Below are 17,692 nucleotides of genomic sequence, written 5' to 3'. Positions count from 1 at the left end.
TATCACTGACCCAGGGTCAGGACCTTCTGCATCATGGTTTTGGCGGTATTCATAATGTCCGCATTGGTCTGAAACGAGCGGCTGGCCGAGATCATGTCGGCCATCTCCGAAACAACATTGACGTTGGGGTAGTAGACATAACCGTTCTTGTCAGCCGACGGATGCGTTGGCTCATAACGTGCCTCGAGGTTGCTCGGATCTTCGATGATCCCGCTGACCTGAACACCCTGACCCGCTTCGTCCTGACTGCCGAACAGCGAACCACTGTCGCCGCTGCCCTGCCCCTGAAGCACGGTCGCAAACACGGGGTGACGGGTGCGGTAGGTTTGATCCATGCTCGACGAGACTGTTTCGGCGTTGGCAATGTTACTGGCCACGGTGTTCAGGCGCGTGGTCTGAGCACTCATGCCACTGCCGGCAATGTTAAAAACACTTGCAAGGGACATGAATTACTCTCCACGAAGGGCTGACACCAGCCCTTTGAATTTGCTGTTGAGCAGGGTGAAACTGGCCTGGAAGCCTACGGCGTTCTGTGCGTAGCTGGCCTGTTCAACCTGCGTATCGACGGTATTCTGGTCAAGCGAAGGTTGGCTAGGTGTGCGATACAGCAGCGCGCCGTCGCCACCGCTCAGACCCTCGGCGTCGATGTGCCGACTGTTGGTCGTTTTAAGGCCAAACGCGCCATTCTTGGTTTTATCGCTTTGCGCTGCGAGCACGGCCGAGAACTCAAGATCTCGCGCCTTATAGTTCGGCGTGTCGGCGTTGGCGATGTTGTTGGCCAAGACCTCTGCACGCTGAGCGCGAAAGCCAAGGGCTTGCTCATGGATGCCTAGCGCTTTATCGAAGCTGATGCTCATGTCGGGAAACCTTTAGCGGCTGACCTGAATTTCGTATCAGTCACAAAGCAATCAGCGTGCCAGCTTCGCCAGCGCCATAAATCAAGGGTTTGCGAGCTATCCTGGGGCGGCAACGACAGAAAAGCGGCAAGGCATTTCCGCTATAAAGGGATAAAGCGGCAAGCACAGCGCCGTTTTCTTGCCATTGCCGCTTCCTCCCAGAAGAGCCGCAACGGTTTAGCTGATGTAAAAAAAGAGACCCTAAGGTCTCTTTTTTAGCGCAGCGATCACTTCGCCTGGTAAATGATCCCAGGACTGCACTGAACCATCTGATAATGCTCAGGCAAACCATTCAGCGCTTCCGATGCCCCGAGAAACAGGTAGCCACCGGGCTTAAGCGTACTGTGGATACGCAACAGAATGTCCTTCTTCACCTCCGCCGAGAAATAGATCAGCACGTTGCGGCAAAAAACGATGTCGAATTTCCCCAGGCTTGCATAACTGTCGAGCAGGTTGAAAGAGCGAAACTCGACCCGGCTCTTGATGGGCGCCTTGATTGCCCAACGCCCCGCTTCTTTGGGATCGAAAAAACGCTGCAGACGCTCTTGGGATAGCCCTCGACCCAACGCCAGACTGTCGTATTCGCCCGTCTTGCAGTTGTTCAACATCAACCCCGAAAGATCGGTAGCGATGATCTGCACGCCCTGTTTTAGCTGACCGAGGTTGCTACGCTCGAACTCGTCGATCGTCATCGATAACGAGTACGGTTCCTGGCCTGAAGAACACGCCGCCGACCAGATACGCAGGCGCTGGTTCGGGCTGGCCTTGATCGCCTCTGGAAGCACTTTGTTCTTCATGACTTCGAACGGATAGGTGTCGCGAAACCAGAGCGTTTCGTTGGTGGTCATTGCATCCACGACCTGCTCGCGCAGACCACTGCGAGGCTGAGCCTGGATTCGCTGAATCAACTCCCCCAGCGACTTGATGCCTTGCTGGTCCATGAGTTTGTTGAGACGGCTTGAGACCAGATACTGTTTATTCTCTCCGAGCAAAATGCCACAGGCTTTTTCCAGGAAGACCCGGAACTGTTCGAAATCCAAATTACCTGTAGACAAAGAAACCGCCTCTTACAATCTTGCGTCCAGCCAAAGGGCGGCGCCCTTTGGCGATTATTTCACCGCGTTGATCCGATCAACTACCCGAGCGGCAAGCTCATCAGGCCGGAACTTGGCAAGAAAATCATCGGCACCGACTTTCTTGACCATCGCCTGGTTGAACACTCCCGACAAGGAAGTATGCAGGATGATGTGTATTTTTTGCATGCGCGGATCGTTGCGGATTGCCGAAGTCAAGGTATACCCATCCATCTCGGGCATTTCGATGTCTGAAATCATCATCAAAAATTCCTCTTCAGGCTTCTTGCCCTCTTCGACCATGCGTAGCAGGTAATCCAGCGCCTGACGACCGTCATTCAAGGCTACCACCTCGACCCCGACTGTCTGCAGACAGCGTGTCACCTGCTTACGCGCAACCGACGAATCGTCGACGGTCAGCACTCGAAGGGTCAGCGCTTTGGCCTGTGTTTCTTCATCGACAACACCGACCGAAATACTTTCCGAAGTCGGCGCTACTTCCGCGAGGATTTTCTCCACATCAATGATTTCGACCAACTGGTTATCGACTCGGGTCACTGCGGTCAGATAATGATCGCGTCCCGTTCCCTTGGGCGGCGGATGGATCTCCTCCCAGTTCATGTTGACGATGCGCTCCACCGAATGCACCAGAAAACCCTGAATTTTGGTGTTGTACTCGGTAATGATAACGAAGGTGTCATTCACACCCCGCTCCAATGCCTTCGCGCCTGTTGCCATCCCCAGATCGATGATCGGAATGGTCGCCCCACGAATATTTGCAACGCCACGCACCACTGGGTTGGACTTGGGCATCACGGTCAGTTTAGGGCATTGCAGCACCTCCCTGACCTTGAACACATTAATCCCGTAGAGCTGCTGGCCGTTGAGACGGAACAACAACAACTCAAGACGGTTCTGCCCCACCAGCTGCGTGCGCTGGTTCACCGAATCCATTACTCCAGCCATGCCCTTACTCCTGAATCAAAGCTTCGAACCCATAATTGCCAAAATGACTAAGCGGCACGGGCCTTGCTTTTTAACTGTTATGAATGCAAAAACGACATTTTCCCGACGCATGGCATCTGGCTACGGCAGCTTACGCTGCACTGTGGCCGTTTTGTGGCTTTTTAGTGGCGGCCAATTCGCACAGAGCGAGCCTTTGAGCCTTTCTGATCAACTTATCGGCGTGACCCAAGGGTTTCTTGAATTCTCCATAGAGGATTATCTGGCAACGACCCAAACCGAAGGCCGCTACCAAATTCAGGTCAACCAGCTCGATCCGCGCATGACACTGACACAGTGCGACAAGGAATTGACAGCGAGCCTCGAAAGTCCTGCTCAGCCTCTAGGACGTGTGACCGTCAAGGTTCGTTGCGAAGGATCATTACCCTGGACGGTATACGTACCGGCCCAGGTACATTTATTTCGTCAAGTCGTGATCGTCAAACGCCCGCTCAAGCGTGGCGGCATCATAGGCGAAGACGACGTATCCCTGAGCGAGCGCGATATCAGCCAGATGCCTCAGGGATATATCACGTCGCTTGACGAGGCGATCGGGCAGAAAATGACCCGACAAATGGTCAATGGGCAGATCATTACCCCGCTGCAGATGGAACAGGCAGAAGTGATACGCAAGGGCGATCAAGTTGTGATCATTGCCAAGAGCGGTACACTGCTGGTCCGCATGCCTGGCGAGGCATTGTCCGATGGAGGCTTGGGTGAACAGATCAGGGTACGGAACCTGAACTCGAAACGGGTGATCAAAGCGCGTGTAACAGCACCTGGGCAAGTTGAAGTGACCTTGTGATCGCTGGCGGGATGGCGCGGAGTTTCCTAAACTGACAGTCTGTGTCAGTGAGCGTTTTTATCGACTTCAATAACGCACCTAAAGTTTTCTTGTGTTTGGCCGAAAACATGGCAAGCGTCCAAACACCTAGAGGTTCTCAACCATGGTCATCGACTTTAGTCGTTTAAACAGCTCCCCCTCCGTGTCGACGAGTTCGCGTACCGGCAATGTCAAGGAGACCGGCAATGCCGCAACCTCCGCCAGCGCGAAAGCCACCACCGAAGCGGTCACCACGTCGAGTGGGGAAGCCGTGCATCTTAGTAACGAGGCTCAACAGTTGCAGACTATTAGCGACAAGCTGCGCGGTCAGCCCGTTGTCAACAGTGCCCGTGTGGCCGAGTTGAAACAGGCCGTTGCCGATGGCAGCTATACGGTCGACAGCGGTCGCGTAGCCAGCAAGCTGCTTAATTTCGAAGCCCAGCGCTAGCCGAAGGCCTGCGCCAGGGCTTTTGGACGCCTAAAACCCAGAGCATGCAATGCACGATACGACTCTATTGCAACTGATTACCGACGATATTGCACCGGCCCAACAGCTGTTGGAACTATTGCAAGCCGAATCCTTGGCGCTGCATGGTCGGGATATGTTCTTACTCGAAAATATTCTTGCGCAGAAACAGTCGCTGGTAATCATGCTTGAGCAGCATGGCCGCAAACGCAGCCAGATTCTTGCCAGCCTGAATCTGAGGCCCGATCGTCAAGGCCTTGAGGAACTGGCGAGTCATTCATCGATCGGTGAAGAGTTGCTCAGCCAAGGTGACGTACTCAGCGCCCTGATGAGCGACTGTCGGGCCAGCAACGAGCTCAATGGTCACTCGATCAAGCTTCAGCAGGCCTCCACGGCCCATCAGATGAGAATTATTACCGGCGGTGAAACGCCAATGTTATATGACAGCCGTGGGTCGACATCCAGCGTCCATAAGCCACGCCCGCTGAGCCAAGCGTAATTTTACTGTATCAAGGCACCCAACATGCTGGCAAAATGCCCCTCGATTACGTGCTGTCGTATTTTGCCTGGAGATGGATGAACCGTGTTCAATGCCTTAAGCGCGGAAGATGATCCGCAGCCACCAAAGGTACTCACCACACCTTTGGAAATTGCCGCAAATCTGCGGTTACTGCTAGACAGCCATGACCCCCTGATCATTACCTTTCATGAGCGCAGTCAGCGCTTTCAAAGCTACCTGATCGAGGTCAATCGCGACGGCAATGGGATTGCCCTCGACGAAATGATCCCTCGCGACGGCGAGCGTTTCTTGACCAGCGGCGAACCGTTTCGCATCGAAGGCTTTCATGACGGTGTTCGGATTGCGTGGGAATGCGAAGAGACGCTGACCATTGACGATCATGACGGTCATCGCTGCTATCGTGGCTCCATGCCGACGGAAGTGGTTTATCACCAGCGCCGCAACGCCTTTCGCGCAGCACTGAAATTGGCTCAACTGGTCAACGTTGAAATCAATGGCGACAAAATCAAGTCGGCGCTGAACGGCAAGCTCCTGGATATCTCTGCCACGGGCTGCAAATTGCGGTTTGAAGGTGATATTTCCGAGCAACTGCAACTGGGCCAAGTGTACGAACGCTTTGTTGCAGGCCTGCCTTTTGGCAACATGAGCACGCCTGTCGAGTTGCGTTACCTGCATTTCGAAGAAAGAATCAACATCACGTTCGCCGGTGTGCGCTTCCACAACATGAGCGGCCTGGTACAGCGCCAGGTTGAGCGATTCGTTTACCAGCTGCAGCGAGAAGCGCGGCGCTTCGATAAAGACGACGACTTCTGATCAGTATTTGCAGTATCAGCGATTGCGGTGAATAACCGCCGCAATCGCGCTATCCGAATACCGCTTCTCCCCCCGCAGCTCAATCACTCAATTGCGCAATCTCCGCTATCAAACAGGCTTGTCAGCGCTCTCTTCTGTAGAAGCCGTCGACTGCGATTCCGCTTGCCGCTCGCCTTCGGTTTCAGCCCCTTCTTGCGGTTCGACTGCTGTCTGCATCTGCTCCTGAACCACCTGTTCATCGACACGTGGGTCCAACGCGACCACCAACGGTGAGCTGGACATGCTGTCCGGCATCGCAACGTGTTGCAACGGCGCGTCCTCGACCTGGTGCAGATTGGTCACCGCCTTAGGCCGGATGCGCCAGACCAGAATCACGGCAGCAAAACAGACGAAAGCGTAGAGCATGTTGCTGCCGAACATCTTCATCAGTATGCCCGCAGCCAACGGGCCGATGCTGGCACCAATACCGTAGGTCATCAGCAACATGGCGGTCAGCGACACACGGCGCTCACCTTCAACGTGGTCATTGGAAAAGGCCACGGCCAACGGATAAAGACAAAACTGCATCAAAGATGCGAAGAAGCCGACCCCGAACAACACTTCCACAGGCACCTGCGGCATGACCGCCAAGGGAAAAGCCAACAAGGCCAGCGCGCCGGCAAAAATCCGAATCAACAAGGCACGGTCATAGCGATCCGATAAGGCGCCGAGCGGCCATTGCACTAACAGCCCCGCAAGAATGCAGCTACCCATGAACAAACCCACCGCCTCGGTAGACAAACCCTGCTGGGAGGCATACAGCGGCGCCAGACCATAGAACGAGCCGATGATCAGCCCTGCCCCCAATACGGTGCTCAACGATTGCGGCACCCGCTTAAGGAAAAAACGGGGTTCCAGCGGCGCCGGGTGCATGGGCGCCGGGTGAATACTGCGGGTCATCGCCACCGGCACAAGGCAAAGGGCAAAGCACAGCGCGACCAGCATCAGCAACTCGGGGCCCAAAGACGGGTGAATAACCAGAATCAGCTGACCCAGCACCAAGCCAAGGTAAGACGCGATCATGTAACCGCTAAACACAATGCCGCGTTGCTTGGCGTGTGCCTGCTCGTTCAGCCAGCTTTCGATGACCATGTACTGACACATCATCCCCAGGCCCACGATGACCCGCAGGAACAGCCACGCAGGCAACCAGTCGACCAGACCGTGCCCCAACACCGCAGCACCAACAATACCTGCGCACGTGGCGTAGGCGCGAATGTGCCCGACCCTGCTAATCAGCCGGTGACCGATCTTGCCGCCCAGTACCAGACCGAAGTAGTTGGCCGCCATTAAAGCGCCGACCCACAGACTATCGACTTGGTCGGCCGCCAGGCGCAAAGCAAGATAGGTACTTAACAGACCCGAGCCGATGAGCATCATCAGCGAGGCAAAATAAAGCGCTCGAAAGGACTTCCAGATTTGACGCATCGACGTTCCAGGCTTTCCACATAAAAGAAGAAGAGCAAAAGAATGGAGTCATCCAGACGGAAGAGTCCAAAACCAACGTTTCTAAGCCTGAGCAGCCAGCACGCGCCTTTCCCAGGGAGTAATTTCATCAAAAAAAGCTGGTCAGTTCCATACTCTTCGAAGCGATGTAGCCTTCGATGAACTCTTTACCAAACAGCTCCTTCGCCAATTGGCTACGCCTCAGACGCTCCAGAGCGGCATGCAAGGTACACGGCAATGACAATTCATCCGGCACTTGAATCTCACCCTGAATCGGCGCCGGTGGCTCCAACTCATGTTCAATACCATAAAGACCGGTGGCAAGGCTCGCGGCGATGGCAAGATAAGGGTTGGCGTCCGCACCAGGCAGCCGATTCTCCACCCTTCTGGCGACCGGCGCACTCGCCGGAATACGCAAGCCAGCAGCGCGGTTGTCGTAAGACCAGCAGGCATTATTGGGCGATGATCGCCTTGAGCTAACCACGCATCGAGAGACGAAAACCCTCCCCCGCCAGCTCATCCGCATCGCAAATTGTCAGCGCACGCGGGTGCTCACTTCAGGGCAAACGGTGAATCTGGGTCGGATCGGCAATCAGCGCCAGATCGCCGTCATCGCTACCGTAGAATCGCGCCGGCGGATAGCCGCCTATGATGCATTGCAACAACACGCCACGCGCAAGCTGCAAACGCCGCCCTTCGAGGAAACCCTCAGCGGTCATCACCCTGCCACGTGACACACCTTTCAAATCCGGCGTTACGCACTCAATCTCATCAATGCCCGTCAATCGCTCCGCAAGGGAACGGTGGTCATTAATTGTCATGATTCTAAATCCTTTATTGTTGTACAAGCCGTCCACCGGCAACCTGTACAAAATACGCATCACCCGTTCAAAATTTCAAGCGCGACGACAAAAATCCTTTTCCCATCAAAATCGTTAGAAACCGCAGCGCGTGCAGACGCAATCAGAGCACCGTATTGACGTACGGCGCTTTGGTCAGCGACAGGAAGTCTTTCCTGTAACCCTCGTTTTCCGGATCCAACGTCAGGGCCTGACGCAAAAACTCGATGCCCTCATGGGTGTAACCCAACTCGCAGCTTAGAAGCGAAGCCAGATAGAGCTTTTCCGAATCAAAAAAATTGAAGGACAACGAAACCTTGATCGCGCGGAGTGCATCGGCCAGTTTGCCTTCATTCACCAACTGATTAAATGACTCACTGAAGGCTGCGCCGTCTTGCCACACCGCACCGATAAGTCCGTCGAACTTTCTCAGCACAACCGTGTGCCCGTTACCGACCTTCGAGTCTGTCTCCTCGACACATTCGATGAGCCAGCTTCCTAATTCATTCCTGTTCAGGAAATTGATCGCCCGAATCATGCTCTGCAAGGAAAAAACCTGGTAATGCCCTCGCCAGTTCTCCTTTGGCATGATCGCCATGTCGAGCCCCTTCTCGTAGTCATCGACCATCTGCTCGACCGTTATCAATGGCCTCGTTGAGTCGTAAAGGGTTGCCGTACGCTTAGGAAAAATGCAGAAAAAAACACCGCCGTTCTTTAAAACCCGCGAGGACTCTATATAAGCCGCAAAGACGTTAGGAACATGCTCAATGACATGAGAACTGATGAGGTAGTCAAAGGTCCCATCACCAGCGGCTATCGACTGAAAATCGCCCAATAGATCAACGCTCTCCACTTCGCCGGATGTACGCATCTGCTCGTGATGATAGGCATTGAAATCGTCCATATCCTGAGGATACAAAAACAACCTGCCATCGCAGGGAGCCACCTTCAGGCAGTCTGGCAGATCGAAAGGGTTATGTGATGCTGCCCCCAACTCGACGCCAGTGCCTACACAGTATTGGGTGGCTAACGCCATGGTTCGTAGTTTCATCATGCCCCTATAACGTACAGAATCACCGATGACGCGAGTTCACTCGCAGTGTTGACGCCGGTCAGACGCGGAAATAACCTACCGTCGAATCGAACGGCAAGCGCTTGAGTTCAATTTTGTTCAGGTCCACGCACTCACGCAACGCGCTGGTTTCACCAGGGAAGTTGCGGTATGCAACTTCATCCAGAACGACGATCGCGCCTTTAGGCATGTAAGGCAAAAAGGTTTGCAGCGCGACTTTGGTCGACGAATAGAGATCGGTATCAAGAATCAGCATCGCCACCACCAGATCCGGGCGTGTTTTGACGAAAGCGGGCACGGTGTCAAGGATGTCACCTTTGACAATCTCGCAACGCGGAATCCGATTGACCGGACGCACCAGATCGTTGGCATCGATCATGTCCTGAATCAGGGTCTCGTCAGTATCCGAGAACATAGCATCGTTGATATCAGTGGGATCTTCTTTAGCGTCGATACCGGTGAAGCCAGAGAACGTATCGAAGCCGATGATCGAGCGGTTGATCGCATAAGGTTCGAGAATCATCGACAACTGCATGTACAGCATCAAGGAATTACCCTTGTAGACACCGCATTCGATAATGGCGCCGGGCACATCCTGAACCATTTTGAACAACTCGATGCGTGACAACGCTGCCGTGACCGTAATCCGATCAGCAAACACGAATGGCGCATCAGCGACGTATTTGGCGTCAACACGGTTGAGTACGCCCGCGCGTTTTTCGTTGTACTCGGTTTCAGCTGCGGTAAGGCGACGCTTGGTCATTGGTTGGTTCCTTGGAAATGCGAAAAGTCGCTGACATGGAAAAAATCTTTATACCCGGCTTCTGTGTCTGCGACACCGCTGTCGACGTTGACAGCACCACGCTGACTAAGAAGATCAGCGATGTGCACCAGGCGAAAATCAATGCTGAAACGGGTCTGTTCAGTATAGTTAGGCACCGTGCCGTGCAGGTGCGATCCCGAAAAAGTCAGAATCTCGCCAGCATTGGCGGCAATCCGGATTTCCGAAGCCGTTGAAATATCTTCAAGCGGAACGGGGTGAACGCGTAACTCTTCAATCACGTTTTCCTGAGCCAAAGGACGCTGCACGTTGATCCAGTCAGACAGACTCCAGTCCGCAGAGGAGTTTTTCACCGGCACTGAAAAATAGGCTGGATTGATCATCATCGTCTGGTCCGGTTGAATCGTGTAAACCGGCATCCAGGTATTGATCTGACAGTCGACACTGCCATACCACTTATCACGATGCGGTTTGTAGGCATAACTGACGCCAGCATGCAGATAGTCATAGTGAGGGACGACCCGAATTCGCGGAACGTCAAAAAGAAACTCACCAGGGTTTGCACCAATTTCCAGGACGAAATTGCGGATCATTTCTTTAACTTCAATACAGTTAGTGAACTGGCCCTTGAGCTTCGTCACCAACCCGATGAACTCTTGCACCGGCATCATCGTGTGCAACGCTTGGTGACGGGTCTCGCCGTCGAACGCCGCAGTGATACTTTCCCGGGCAAACGCGCAGAGGTCCTTAGGAGCATTCAGATCAGTATTCAGGAAAATATCGCCTGCATAGATCGCGTTCCTGAAATCATTCTTCTTCTGAAGCTGGTTGATATACAAATTCACGGTTTCCGCTCCTGAATCCTGGACTGACCTGATTATCGGCAGGTCGGGCCCAAACTGAAGGGACATTATGCGGGTTTGGCTGCGGCCCCGGACAGAGAGCCCGGAGGTAAAACTGGCAAAATGTATACACAAAAAACCGTCAGTCGCGGCTCAGCGAGAGGGTAATTGTGCCATTGCCGCCTACCCACCGCCACGCGAGCCTGGTTTCAACATTTCAAGCCTTTTTTCAGCGTTCGCCTAGCGAAGTGCCGGTCTCTGGTCTAGCCTGCCTCAGTAGCATAACGCCATGAAAAAGTGCAGCGCTCACGCGTTGGTACCTTTTTGTTTTCTGGATTGGACAACATCTAGCAAGCAGTCAGGGGTACTTTTTTATGACTATTTTGACCTTCCGGCCCCCCTTCATATTAAGCACTTCATCTCGACAATCTCCTGCTGTGCTTCGACTCATTCCAGACATCTGGCATAACCTTCGTCTGCCGTCAGCCCTTGCGGTAACTCTAACTTTCAAGACTGGCCAATGTGCCGGCATAGAGAGTGCCCCGCCCAACGACATTGATTCGATCCCGTTTAAGTGCTGCGTACGTCGTTTCAAGCAGCGCTCAAGGGTTCTTGACGTTTTAAAGGGGATTTAAAATGGCATTTTTCCCCTGTTTTTTGTCGGTGGTTTTCGTTGTCCGCAACGAGTCTGAGCGCATTGAAAGCATTCTGTTTGAGGCAACCTCGGTGATTGCCTCCATCGTCAGTGATTATGAGTTGATCATTGTTGACAATGCGTCGAACGATGACAGCATTTCCGTCATGAAGCGCCTGACGGGCGAAGATGGATTTGCCAATCTGCAGGTCTATGCACTGACCAAGGAGGTGGATGTCGACACCGCTTCATGGGTCGGGCTGGAGAATGCACTGGGTGACTTTGTAGCCGTCATTGATCCGATGATAGACGACATCAATTTTTTACCGCAAATGCTCAAAAAAGCCATTGGCGGCGCTGATGTGGTTTTTGTCAGTAACGAGCAAAAGCCTGTGCAAAGCCTTGCCTATCGGGTTGCTTTTGCCGTATTCCACATGCTCTACCACTGGTTCAATGGCATCCATCTCGCCAAAGAAGCGCCGCAGTACCGCATCCTTAGCAAAAGAGTGATCAACTTCATTCTTCAGCATCCCAAGCCAGCGATGACCTATCGCCATCTGCCCGCTACGGGTGGGTTTGCGCGCGCACACCTCAGCTACAGCTATAGCGCGTCACCCACATTCCAGCGCCGCAAACGTCTGGGAGACAGTATCGACCGTGGCATACGCCTGCTGGTGTCGACCACGCGCGCGCCGATGCGCCTTGTGACAGCACTCTCCTTGTTTGGCGCTATCGTCAACCTTATTTACTGCGGCTATGTGGTCGGCATCGGTTTTTTTAAAACCGACGTCGCGCCTGGCTGGATCAGCCTTTCGCTGCAACAGTCGGGCATGTTCTTTCTGATATCACTCGTGCTTCTGGTGCTCGGCGAATACATCCTGAACATGGCCAGCTTCTCGAATGAAGGTCCGCTCTACCATGTGGCCCAAGAGTTCACCAGCGCTCGCATGACGCGACTCGACAAACTGAATATCGAAGAGGTGTCGTCACCCCCCGCCAATACGACAAACTTGGCCCGGGGGGAAATGTCCTGATGCCAAGTGTCGACCCTAACTACGATGCGGTTATTATTGGCGGTGGGTTTTATGGCTCGGCCATCGCGGTCTACCTAGCGAAGCAGCGAGGCCTCAAGCGCATCATGCTGATAGAGCGTGAGCCCGCGCTAATGATGCGCGCCTCGTATAACAATCAGGCCCGCGTGCACAATGGCTATCACTACCCTCGCTGTTTCACGACAGCGTATCGCAGCCGGATAAACCTGCCCAAGTTCGTACGCGACTGGCCCGAAGCGGTAACACAGGATTTCACCAAACTCTACGCCATTGCCCGCCACAACTCGAAGGTCACGGCAAAACAGTTTGAGCGATTTTGCCGTGACATTGGAGCCAAGGTTCAGCCGGCAGCCCCTGCGTTGCGAGCCTTGTTTGAACCACGCCTCATTGAAAATGTGTTCCTGGTCGAAGAGTACGCTTTCAACTCCACCAAACTGGCACGTTGGGCTGAACGCGAGCTAGCAGAGTGCGGTGTGCAGATCTGCTACAAGACCCGAGCAACGGAGATTTCGAAAGGACCAGATGCAACACTGCAAGTCATCACAGAAACCGAGGACAGCGCCCAAGCTTCAATCTCCTGCCGTTATGTATTCAATTGCACCTACAGCGGCACCAATCAATTCAGGGGTGATTTCCCAGGAGTGCAAACGGGTCTGAAACAAGAGATCACCGAAATGGCCCTGATGCAGATGCCTGCACCTCTCGATGGTTTGGGGATTACCGTGATGGACGGCCCTTTCTTTTCGATGATGCCATTTCCCGCCCGCGGGCTGCATACGCTCTCCCACGTCCGCTTCACCCCGCACCTGCACTGGACCGATCAGCAAGGGATCGATCCCTACAAAAAACTCGAGCACCACGAACGTGCAACTCGTGTGGATCGTATGGTCAGGGACGTGGGCCGGTATGTCCCAGCTGTACTCAAGGCTAAGCATGTCGACTCATTGTTCGAAGTCAAAACGGTGCTTGTGAAAAATGAAGGCGATGACGGGAGACCCATTCTTTTTGAGAAGCACGCCGCGTTGCCCGGCTGTTATTCCGTGCTGGGGGGAAAGATTGACAATATTTATGATGTGCTGGAGAAGATGAATGAAGAAGTATTTTGATCTACCCACACTGTGCACGGGCATTGCCTTACTTTTTTTGGTGAGCATATTTTTATCGTTAGCGTCCCGCTCGGTATGGATTGATGAAGCCATGCTTCTGAAGAACATCATAGAGGTCAATACACTGAGTGGCTTTATTACACCACTGCCCTATTACGATCAAGCAGAACCGGTACCGGCTTCATTTTTCTTTAAGGCGGCGATGGCAATTTTCCACTATGACATCAAACCCCTCAGGCTGTCGGTACTGGCCGCGTCGGTATTAATGATCTTGCCCGTCTGTCTCCTGTTCAAGAAATATAAGTGGGGTCTTTTTGTTTTCCTGGTGGCGATCATCGGAAATACGTTTTCTTCCGGCTTTCACGTGACAGAGCTAAAATATTACTTCCTTGAAGTCAGCGGGAGTTTTCTGGCCATCTTTGCGATATGGGAGGCTGAAGAAAATAAAAATATTTTTTGGACTCTCTTAATTGCGGCAATCATCAGCCTCATCGGGTTTTCCACGCTTATCGTTTCAGGGGGACTGCTAGGCTATGCGTTTCTCTGGTGCCTGGCGAACAGAGAATTCCCCCGACGCAGCGCAACAATAGTTGCCTTTTTGTGCGCGGCCGCGTGCGTGGCTTTCTCATACCTCTACATGAAACACCTTACCATCTATCAGTTGAGTAACTACGCTGAGTACGGGGGAGGTAAATCTCTTTTAGTGTCAATGAAATCGTTGGGTGGCGCGATACTGGGGGCCTACGGAAAAGCCCTGTTAATCACGTCCTGCCTGTCGAGCATCGCACTGTTCGCCTTCAATAACAGAGGGTTTATTTTCAGGTTGAATTTATTTTTTTTTGCGCTGGTGTGTGTTGTCGTGGCAGGCAGAGTTTTTGGTTTTTATCCCGCCACCTACCCCCGACATGTGATTTGGCTGGTCCCCTTTAGTCTGGTTATTTCCAGCTGCGCGATTCTTGAGTTCACATCAAGCCAAGCCAAAACTTTCAAAGTATTGGGTTGGATTCTGTTCGTTGTCCTGGCACTCCAGGCAGGCAAAGCGTGTTACAAGAATCTCACAGGGGAGAATTATGAATACACGGCCAACAATAGCCTGTACGAGTACCTTGCGAAAATGGAGCCCAGCAATATTCTAGTTTACCCGGATGCTCAACCGTCTCTTGAATATTATTTACAGTTGAATGACCGGCTAAAAAAACACCACTATACCCGTGTACTGGATGAAACGACTCAGACCCGAGACCCGGCCATGGAAATGCCAACGTTCTTCTCAATGATCCGGACGTTATTTGAACTCAGGCCCGCCGGTGAGTTTTACTTATTACTGTCGCACCTTGATCGCCAGGACGACGACAAGGGAATTACCGCAGTGATTGAAACTGAAATCAAAAAATTTGACTGTCAGTACACCTCAGTTCTGCATGTTCACAATGCCGAGTTGCTCCGTATGCATTGCCGGGTGGATCATGAATAACATGAATAATTGTTTGATTGGGTTTAGTGGGTTTGTAGGGTCTACGATTGCAAAGCAGACTGCCTTTGAGTCAGTTTATCGATCAACCACTATAGGTCACATTGAAGGCCACTCGTTTAATACCGTTGTCTGCGCAGGCGCCCCCGCTCAAAAGTGGATTGCCAACCGTGAACCTGAAGCGGATCGGCAGAAAATCGAGGGGCTGATCGCCCACCTGAAAACCATTCAGTGCAACACCTTCATTTTGATCAGCACGGTCGATGTCTTCAGTACCGTCATGGGTGTCGATGAGGATACCCCTGTCGATGAGTCAGGCCTGCACGCCTATGGCCTGCATCGCCGGCTGCTGGAGACGTTTGTCGAAAGCCACTTCCCCAATCATTTAATCGTCCGTCTGCCTGGGCTAGTTGGACCCGGCTTACGCAAGAATGTCATCTTCGATTTTTTGAATGACAACAATCTTCAGGCCATCGATAGTCGCGGTGTCTTCCAGTTTTACCCAATGGTCAACCTCTGGTATGACATCCAAACCGCACTGAACGCCCGCTTGAGGTTGGTTCACCTCACTGCAGAGCCGATCAGCGTAGCGGATGTTTCGCAACTGGGTTTCGGCAGGTCGTTCTCGAATGCCTTGGCTAACCCGGCAGCGGCCTACGACATGCAGACCAAACACGCTCATGTATTTGGAGCAGCCGGGCGCTATCAGTACAGCGCCCGTGAAACGGTACAGGCGGTCAGGGCCTACGCTCAGTCCGAGCCGCTCACTATAAAAATCGATGAGGGAGCGAAAATATGAGGTTGGCTATTTCCAATATTGCTTGGGATGCCGCGGAAGATGAAGCCATCGCCACGCTCCTTCAGCGCTTTGCTATTGATGCGATCGATGTTGCACCCGGCAAGTATTTTCCTGTTCCCGCCAACGCTACGGATGAGCAGATTACTCAGGTCAAAGGCTGGTGGGCCGAGCGTGGCATCGACATCACCGGGATGCAGGCGCTGTTGTTCGGTACTACGGGGCTCAATGTATTTGGGTCAGCCCAAAGCCAGTCCGCACTGTTGAAACACTTGGCCGCCGTGTGCCGCATCGGCTCGGGTCTGGGCGCCACACGGCTGGTTTTTGGCTCACCAAAGAATCGTGATCGCACCGGGCTCGATGACCAGGAAACACTGGATGTGGCGGTGCCGTTCTTCAGACAACTGGGGGACATCGCTCAGGCCTATGGTGTAACAATCTGCCTTGAACCCAATCCCACCTGTTATGGCGCCAACTTCATGACCACCAGCGCTGAAACGGCCTTGGTGGTGACGCAGGTCGATCATCCCACCATCAAGATGCAACTGGACACCGGCGCGCTGGCCATCAATGGCGAAGATCCTTGTCTGGTGCTGCAAAACTGCGCATCTCTTATCGGGCATGTGCATGCCAGCGAGCCCGATCTGCTACCTCTGGGGGATGGCAGCACTGATCATGGGCTGATGGTGAGGGCCCTGGAGCGCTATCTGCCCAACCCTGTTGTGACCATCGAGATGCTCGCGACCAAGGATGAACCGCATGCTGTGTCGATTGAGCGAGCACTGAACGTGGCGATCCAGCATTACCGCAAACATCGCGTGGAGGGCCGCGTATGAAGTGGCTCATCCTGCTTGTCGGGATTCTCTCCAATGCTTCCGCCAGTGTTCTGGTGAAGATGGCCATGATGCCGCCGCGCAAGTTTCCGTCCCTCGGCGACCCTCTGGGCGCGCTGAGTAATTGGCCATTCTGGCTAGGTCTCGGGCTGTATGGCGGCGCCTTTTTACTGTATGCCGCAGCGTTGGCCCGCCTCCCTTTAAATGTGGCGCACCCGGTGCTGACCGCTGGGGCAGTAGCGACCGTGGCGTTGTCTTCGGTGCTGATTTTTCGTGAACCCTTCCACTGGACGACAGGGGCTGGGATCGTACTGGTAATTGCTGGCGTAGCGCTGATTACAGCGCGCGTTGCTTGATGGTAAACACAATGATGCCAACCGATATAACGCCTGACGGGCGTAAGACCTGGCAAGTGCCCTCCTTTCAAACCCCGCTATGGCTCGGCCGCCAGCACCCTTGGTGCGTGGTGATTCCGGTCATCAATGAAGGTGAACGGATCAAGAGCCTGTTGGCCAGGATGGCGGCCCTCAACATTCAAGACACTGCCGACATCATAATCGTTGATGGCGGAACCACAGATGGCTCGCTTGAGCTGCACGCGCTACAGCAGGTAGGGGTGCGAGGGCTGCTGCTCAAAACCGCTCCGGGAAAGTTAAGCGCTCAACTGCGTTGCGCTTACGCCTTTGCACTCGATCAGGGCTATGAGGGCATCGTCACGATTGACGGTAACGACAAGGACGATCCTGAAGCCATACCTCGCTTCATCGACGCGCTCAAGCAAGGCGTGGACTTCGTCCAGGCGTCCCGTTTTGTCTCGGGAGGCGTCGCAGAGAACACCCCTAAATCGCGAGACTTCGCGATCCGCTTTATCCATGCGCCAATGCTGAGTCTGTCTTCCGGTTTTAAATGGACAGACACCACCCAGGGTTTCCGTGCCTACAGCCGCAAACTGCTGTTGGACCCGAAGGTGGCGATATTCCGCGATGTGTTCATGACCTACGAACTACTCGCTTACCTCTCCTACCGCGCACCGAAACTGGGTTATCGCTGTGTCGAGCTACCGACCGTCAGGCGCTATCCAAAAGGCGAAGTACCGACAAAGATCAGCAGCGTCAAGGGCAACCTGTCAGTGCTTGAGGTGCTGTTTCGGGCCTGTTTTGGAGTTTACAACCCGTAGGCTGTAATCCG

General features: G+C 53.5%; 19 protein-coding genes and 1 pseudogene. 11 read left to right on the top strand and 9 right to left on the bottom strand.

All coding sequences use genetic code 11. The annotated features are described in order from the left end of the window. Positions 1 to 2: 2 nt before the first annotated feature. The 4 genes from flgC to ACVBEG_RS07070 all read right to left on the bottom strand — a co-directional run bounded on the left by flgC (position 3) and on the right by ACVBEG_RS07070 (position 2,935). A complete protein-coding gene (flgC, locus tag ACVBEG_RS07085; protein WP_322180104.1) occupies positions 3 to 446 on the bottom strand; it encodes a flagellar basal body rod protein FlgC in 444 nt (147 codons plus the stop codon). 3 nt (positions 447 to 449) lie between these two features. Further along, a complete protein-coding gene (flgB, locus tag ACVBEG_RS07080; protein WP_322180106.1) occupies positions 450 to 857 on the bottom strand; it encodes a flagellar basal body rod protein FlgB in 408 nt (135 codons plus the stop codon). Positions 858 to 1,123: 266 nt separating this feature from the next. After that, a complete protein-coding gene (cheR, locus tag ACVBEG_RS07075; protein WP_322180108.1) occupies positions 1,124 to 1,951 on the bottom strand; it encodes a protein-glutamate O-methyltransferase CheR in 828 nt (275 codons plus the stop codon). Between the two features lie 54 nt (positions 1,952 to 2,005). Further along, complete coding sequence (locus tag ACVBEG_RS07070) at positions 2,006 to 2,935, bottom strand: chemotaxis protein CheV (protein WP_322180110.1); 930 nt, start codon at positions 2,933 to 2,935, stop codon at positions 2,006 to 2,008. 79 nt (positions 2,936 to 3,014) lie between these two features. Between ACVBEG_RS07070 and flgA the strand changes: the two genes are divergently transcribed. The 4 genes from flgA to ACVBEG_RS07050 all read left to right on the top strand — a co-directional run bounded on the left by flgA (position 3,015) and on the right by ACVBEG_RS07050 (position 5,593). Beyond that, on the top strand, positions 3,015 to 3,776 hold the full coding sequence (flgA, locus tag ACVBEG_RS07065; protein WP_322182756.1) for a flagellar basal body P-ring formation chaperone FlgA: 762 nt from the start codon (positions 3,015 to 3,017) through the stop codon (positions 3,774 to 3,776). Between the two features lie 142 nt (positions 3,777 to 3,918). Further along, a complete protein-coding gene (flgM, locus tag ACVBEG_RS07060; protein WP_322180112.1) occupies positions 3,919 to 4,242 on the top strand; it encodes a flagellar biosynthesis anti-sigma factor FlgM in 324 nt (107 codons plus the stop codon). A gap of 49 nt (positions 4,243 to 4,291) precedes the next feature. Then, the gene (locus tag ACVBEG_RS07055) at positions 4,292 to 4,759 is read left to right on the top strand and encodes a flagella synthesis protein FlgN (RefSeq protein WP_322180114.1); all 468 of its coding nucleotides are present in this window, start codon (positions 4,292 to 4,294) and stop codon (positions 4,757 to 4,759) included. Positions 4,760 to 4,843: 84 nt separating this feature from the next. Continuing rightward, a complete protein-coding gene (locus ACVBEG_RS07050) occupies positions 4,844 to 5,593 on the top strand; it encodes a flagellar brake protein (RefSeq protein ID WP_322180116.1) in 750 nt (249 codons plus the stop codon). A gap of 108 nt (positions 5,594 to 5,701) precedes the next feature. On the opposite strand, the gene ACVBEG_RS07045 is transcribed toward ACVBEG_RS07050, so the two are convergent. The 5 genes and pseudogenes from ACVBEG_RS07045 to ACVBEG_RS07025 form a co-directional block, all read right to left on the bottom strand. After that, the gene (locus ACVBEG_RS07045) at positions 5,702 to 7,060 is read right to left on the bottom strand and encodes an MFS transporter (RefSeq protein ID WP_447107524.1); all 1,359 of its coding nucleotides are present in this window, start codon (positions 7,058 to 7,060) and stop codon (positions 5,702 to 5,704) included. Between the two features lie 81 nt (positions 7,061 to 7,141). Continuing rightward, positions 7,142 to 7,797: pseudogene (locus ACVBEG_RS07040) on the bottom strand (hypothetical protein). 244 nt (positions 7,798 to 8,041) lie between these two features. Continuing rightward, on the bottom strand, positions 8,042 to 8,953 hold the full coding sequence (locus ACVBEG_RS07035; RefSeq protein WP_322180122.1) for a class I SAM-dependent methyltransferase: 912 nt from the start codon (positions 8,951 to 8,953) through the stop codon (positions 8,042 to 8,044). A 76-nt stretch (positions 8,954 to 9,029) separates the two neighbouring features. After that, entirely contained in the window at positions 9,030 to 9,752 is a 723-nt protein-coding gene (locus ACVBEG_RS07030) for a TylF/MycF/NovP-related O-methyltransferase (RefSeq protein ID WP_322180124.1), read from the bottom strand. Continuing rightward, positions 9,749 to 10,615 carry a hypothetical protein gene (locus ACVBEG_RS07025; RefSeq protein ID WP_322180126.1) on the bottom strand — a complete coding sequence of 289 codons (867 nt, stop codon included), beginning with the start codon at positions 10,613 to 10,615 and terminating at the stop codon, positions 9,749 to 9,751. Before ACVBEG_RS07025 ends, ACVBEG_RS07030 begins: the two co-directional genes overlap by 4 nt. 633 nt (positions 10,616 to 11,248) lie before the next feature. On the opposite strand from ACVBEG_RS07025, the gene ACVBEG_RS07020 reads away from it, so the two are divergent. The 7 genes from ACVBEG_RS07020 to ACVBEG_RS06990 are packed head-to-tail and all read left to right on the top strand — an operon-like array spanning position 11,249 to position 17,681. Continuing rightward, a complete protein-coding gene (locus ACVBEG_RS07020; protein WP_322180129.1) occupies positions 11,249 to 12,280 on the top strand; it encodes a glycosyltransferase in 1,032 nt (343 codons plus the stop codon). Further along, positions 12,280 to 13,404 (top strand): NAD(P)/FAD-dependent oxidoreductase, encoded by a 1,125-nt coding sequence (locus ACVBEG_RS07015; RefSeq protein WP_322180131.1) that lies wholly within the window; start codon positions 12,280 to 12,282, stop codon positions 13,402 to 13,404. Before ACVBEG_RS07020 ends, ACVBEG_RS07015 begins: the two co-directional genes overlap by 1 nt. Next, entirely contained in the window at positions 13,388 to 14,878 is a 1,491-nt protein-coding gene (locus ACVBEG_RS07010; RefSeq protein ID WP_447107523.1) for a hypothetical protein, read from the top strand. Before ACVBEG_RS07015 ends, ACVBEG_RS07010 begins: the two co-directional genes overlap by 17 nt. Then, positions 14,871 to 15,674, top strand: a complete 804-nt coding sequence (locus tag ACVBEG_RS07005) for a pyridine nucleotide transhydrogenase (protein ID WP_322215431.1) — start codon at positions 14,871 to 14,873, stop codon at positions 15,672 to 15,674. The genes ACVBEG_RS07010 and ACVBEG_RS07005 overlap by 8 nt, the downstream gene beginning before the upstream one ends. Beyond that, positions 15,671 to 16,507: a sugar phosphate isomerase/epimerase family protein gene (locus ACVBEG_RS07000; protein ID WP_322180137.1), complete on the top strand. Its 837-nt coding sequence runs from the start codon at positions 15,671 to 15,673 to the stop codon at positions 16,505 to 16,507. The genes ACVBEG_RS07005 and ACVBEG_RS07000 overlap by 4 nt, the downstream gene beginning before the upstream one ends. Further along, positions 16,504 to 16,860, top strand: a complete 357-nt coding sequence (locus ACVBEG_RS06995; RefSeq protein ID WP_322180139.1) for an EamA family transporter — start codon at positions 16,504 to 16,506, stop codon at positions 16,858 to 16,860. Before ACVBEG_RS07000 ends, ACVBEG_RS06995 begins: the two co-directional genes overlap by 4 nt. A gap of 14 nt (positions 16,861 to 16,874) precedes the next feature. Then, positions 16,875 to 17,681, top strand: a complete 807-nt coding sequence (locus tag ACVBEG_RS06990) for a glycosyltransferase family 2 protein (protein ID WP_322180141.1) — start codon at positions 16,875 to 16,877, stop codon at positions 17,679 to 17,681. Positions 17,682 to 17,692 lie beyond the last annotated feature (11 nt).

The organism is Pseudomonas sp. GG8, from assembly GCF_052976945.1.
Note: the sequence above shows the minus strand (reverse complement) of the source record. Positions and strands in the feature narration are given on the sequence as shown.

What these genes read in the sequence shown, in the direction of transcription:
- ACVBEG_RS06990 (WP_322180141.1), top strand. Translation starts at nt 16,875, where the DNA reads ATGCCAACCGATATAACGCCTGACGGGCGTAAGACCTGGCAAGTGCCC.
- flgC (WP_322180104.1), bottom strand. Translation starts at nt 446, where the DNA reads ATGTCCCTTGCAAGTGTTTTTAACATTGCCGGCAGTGGCATGAGTGCT.
- flgB (WP_322180106.1), bottom strand. Translation starts at nt 857, where the DNA reads ATGAGCATCAGCTTCGATAAAGCGCTAGGCATCCATGAGCAAGCCCTT.
- ACVBEG_RS07010 (WP_447107523.1), top strand. Translation starts at nt 13,388, where the DNA reads ATGAAGAAGTATTTTGATCTACCCACACTGTGCACGGGCATTGCCTTA.
- ACVBEG_RS07020 (WP_322180129.1), top strand. Translation starts at nt 11,249, where the DNA reads ATGGCATTTTTCCCCTGTTTTTTGTCGGTGGTTTTCGTTGTCCGCAAC.
- ACVBEG_RS07045 (WP_447107524.1), bottom strand. Translation starts at nt 7,060, where the DNA reads ATGCGTCAAATCTGGAAGTCCTTTCGAGCGCTTTATTTTGCCTCGCTG.
- ACVBEG_RS06995 (WP_322180139.1), top strand. Translation starts at nt 16,504, where the DNA reads ATGAAGTGGCTCATCCTGCTTGTCGGGATTCTCTCCAATGCTTCCGCC.
- ACVBEG_RS07015 (WP_322180131.1), top strand. Translation starts at nt 12,280, where the DNA reads ATGCCAAGTGTCGACCCTAACTACGATGCGGTTATTATTGGCGGTGGG.
- ACVBEG_RS07030 (WP_322180124.1), bottom strand. Translation starts at nt 9,752, where the DNA reads ATGACCAAGCGTCGCCTTACCGCAGCTGAAACCGAGTACAACGAAAAA.
- ACVBEG_RS07055 (WP_322180114.1), top strand. Translation starts at nt 4,292, where the DNA reads ATGCACGATACGACTCTATTGCAACTGATTACCGACGATATTGCACCG.
- flgM (WP_322180112.1), top strand. Translation starts at nt 3,919, where the DNA reads ATGGTCATCGACTTTAGTCGTTTAAACAGCTCCCCCTCCGTGTCGACG.
- flgA (WP_322182756.1), top strand. Translation starts at nt 3,015, where the DNA reads ATGAATGCAAAAACGACATTTTCCCGACGCATGGCATCTGGCTACGGC.
- ACVBEG_RS07005 (WP_322215431.1), top strand. Translation starts at nt 14,871, where the DNA reads ATGAATAACATGAATAATTGTTTGATTGGGTTTAGTGGGTTTGTAGGG.
- ACVBEG_RS07070 (WP_322180110.1), bottom strand. Translation starts at nt 2,935, where the DNA reads ATGGCTGGAGTAATGGATTCGGTGAACCAGCGCACGCAGCTGGTGGGG.
- ACVBEG_RS07000 (WP_322180137.1), top strand. Translation starts at nt 15,671, where the DNA reads ATGAGGTTGGCTATTTCCAATATTGCTTGGGATGCCGCGGAAGATGAA.
- ACVBEG_RS07035 (WP_322180122.1), bottom strand. Translation starts at nt 8,953, where the DNA reads ATGGCGTTAGCCACCCAATACTGTGTAGGCACTGGCGTCGAGTTGGGG.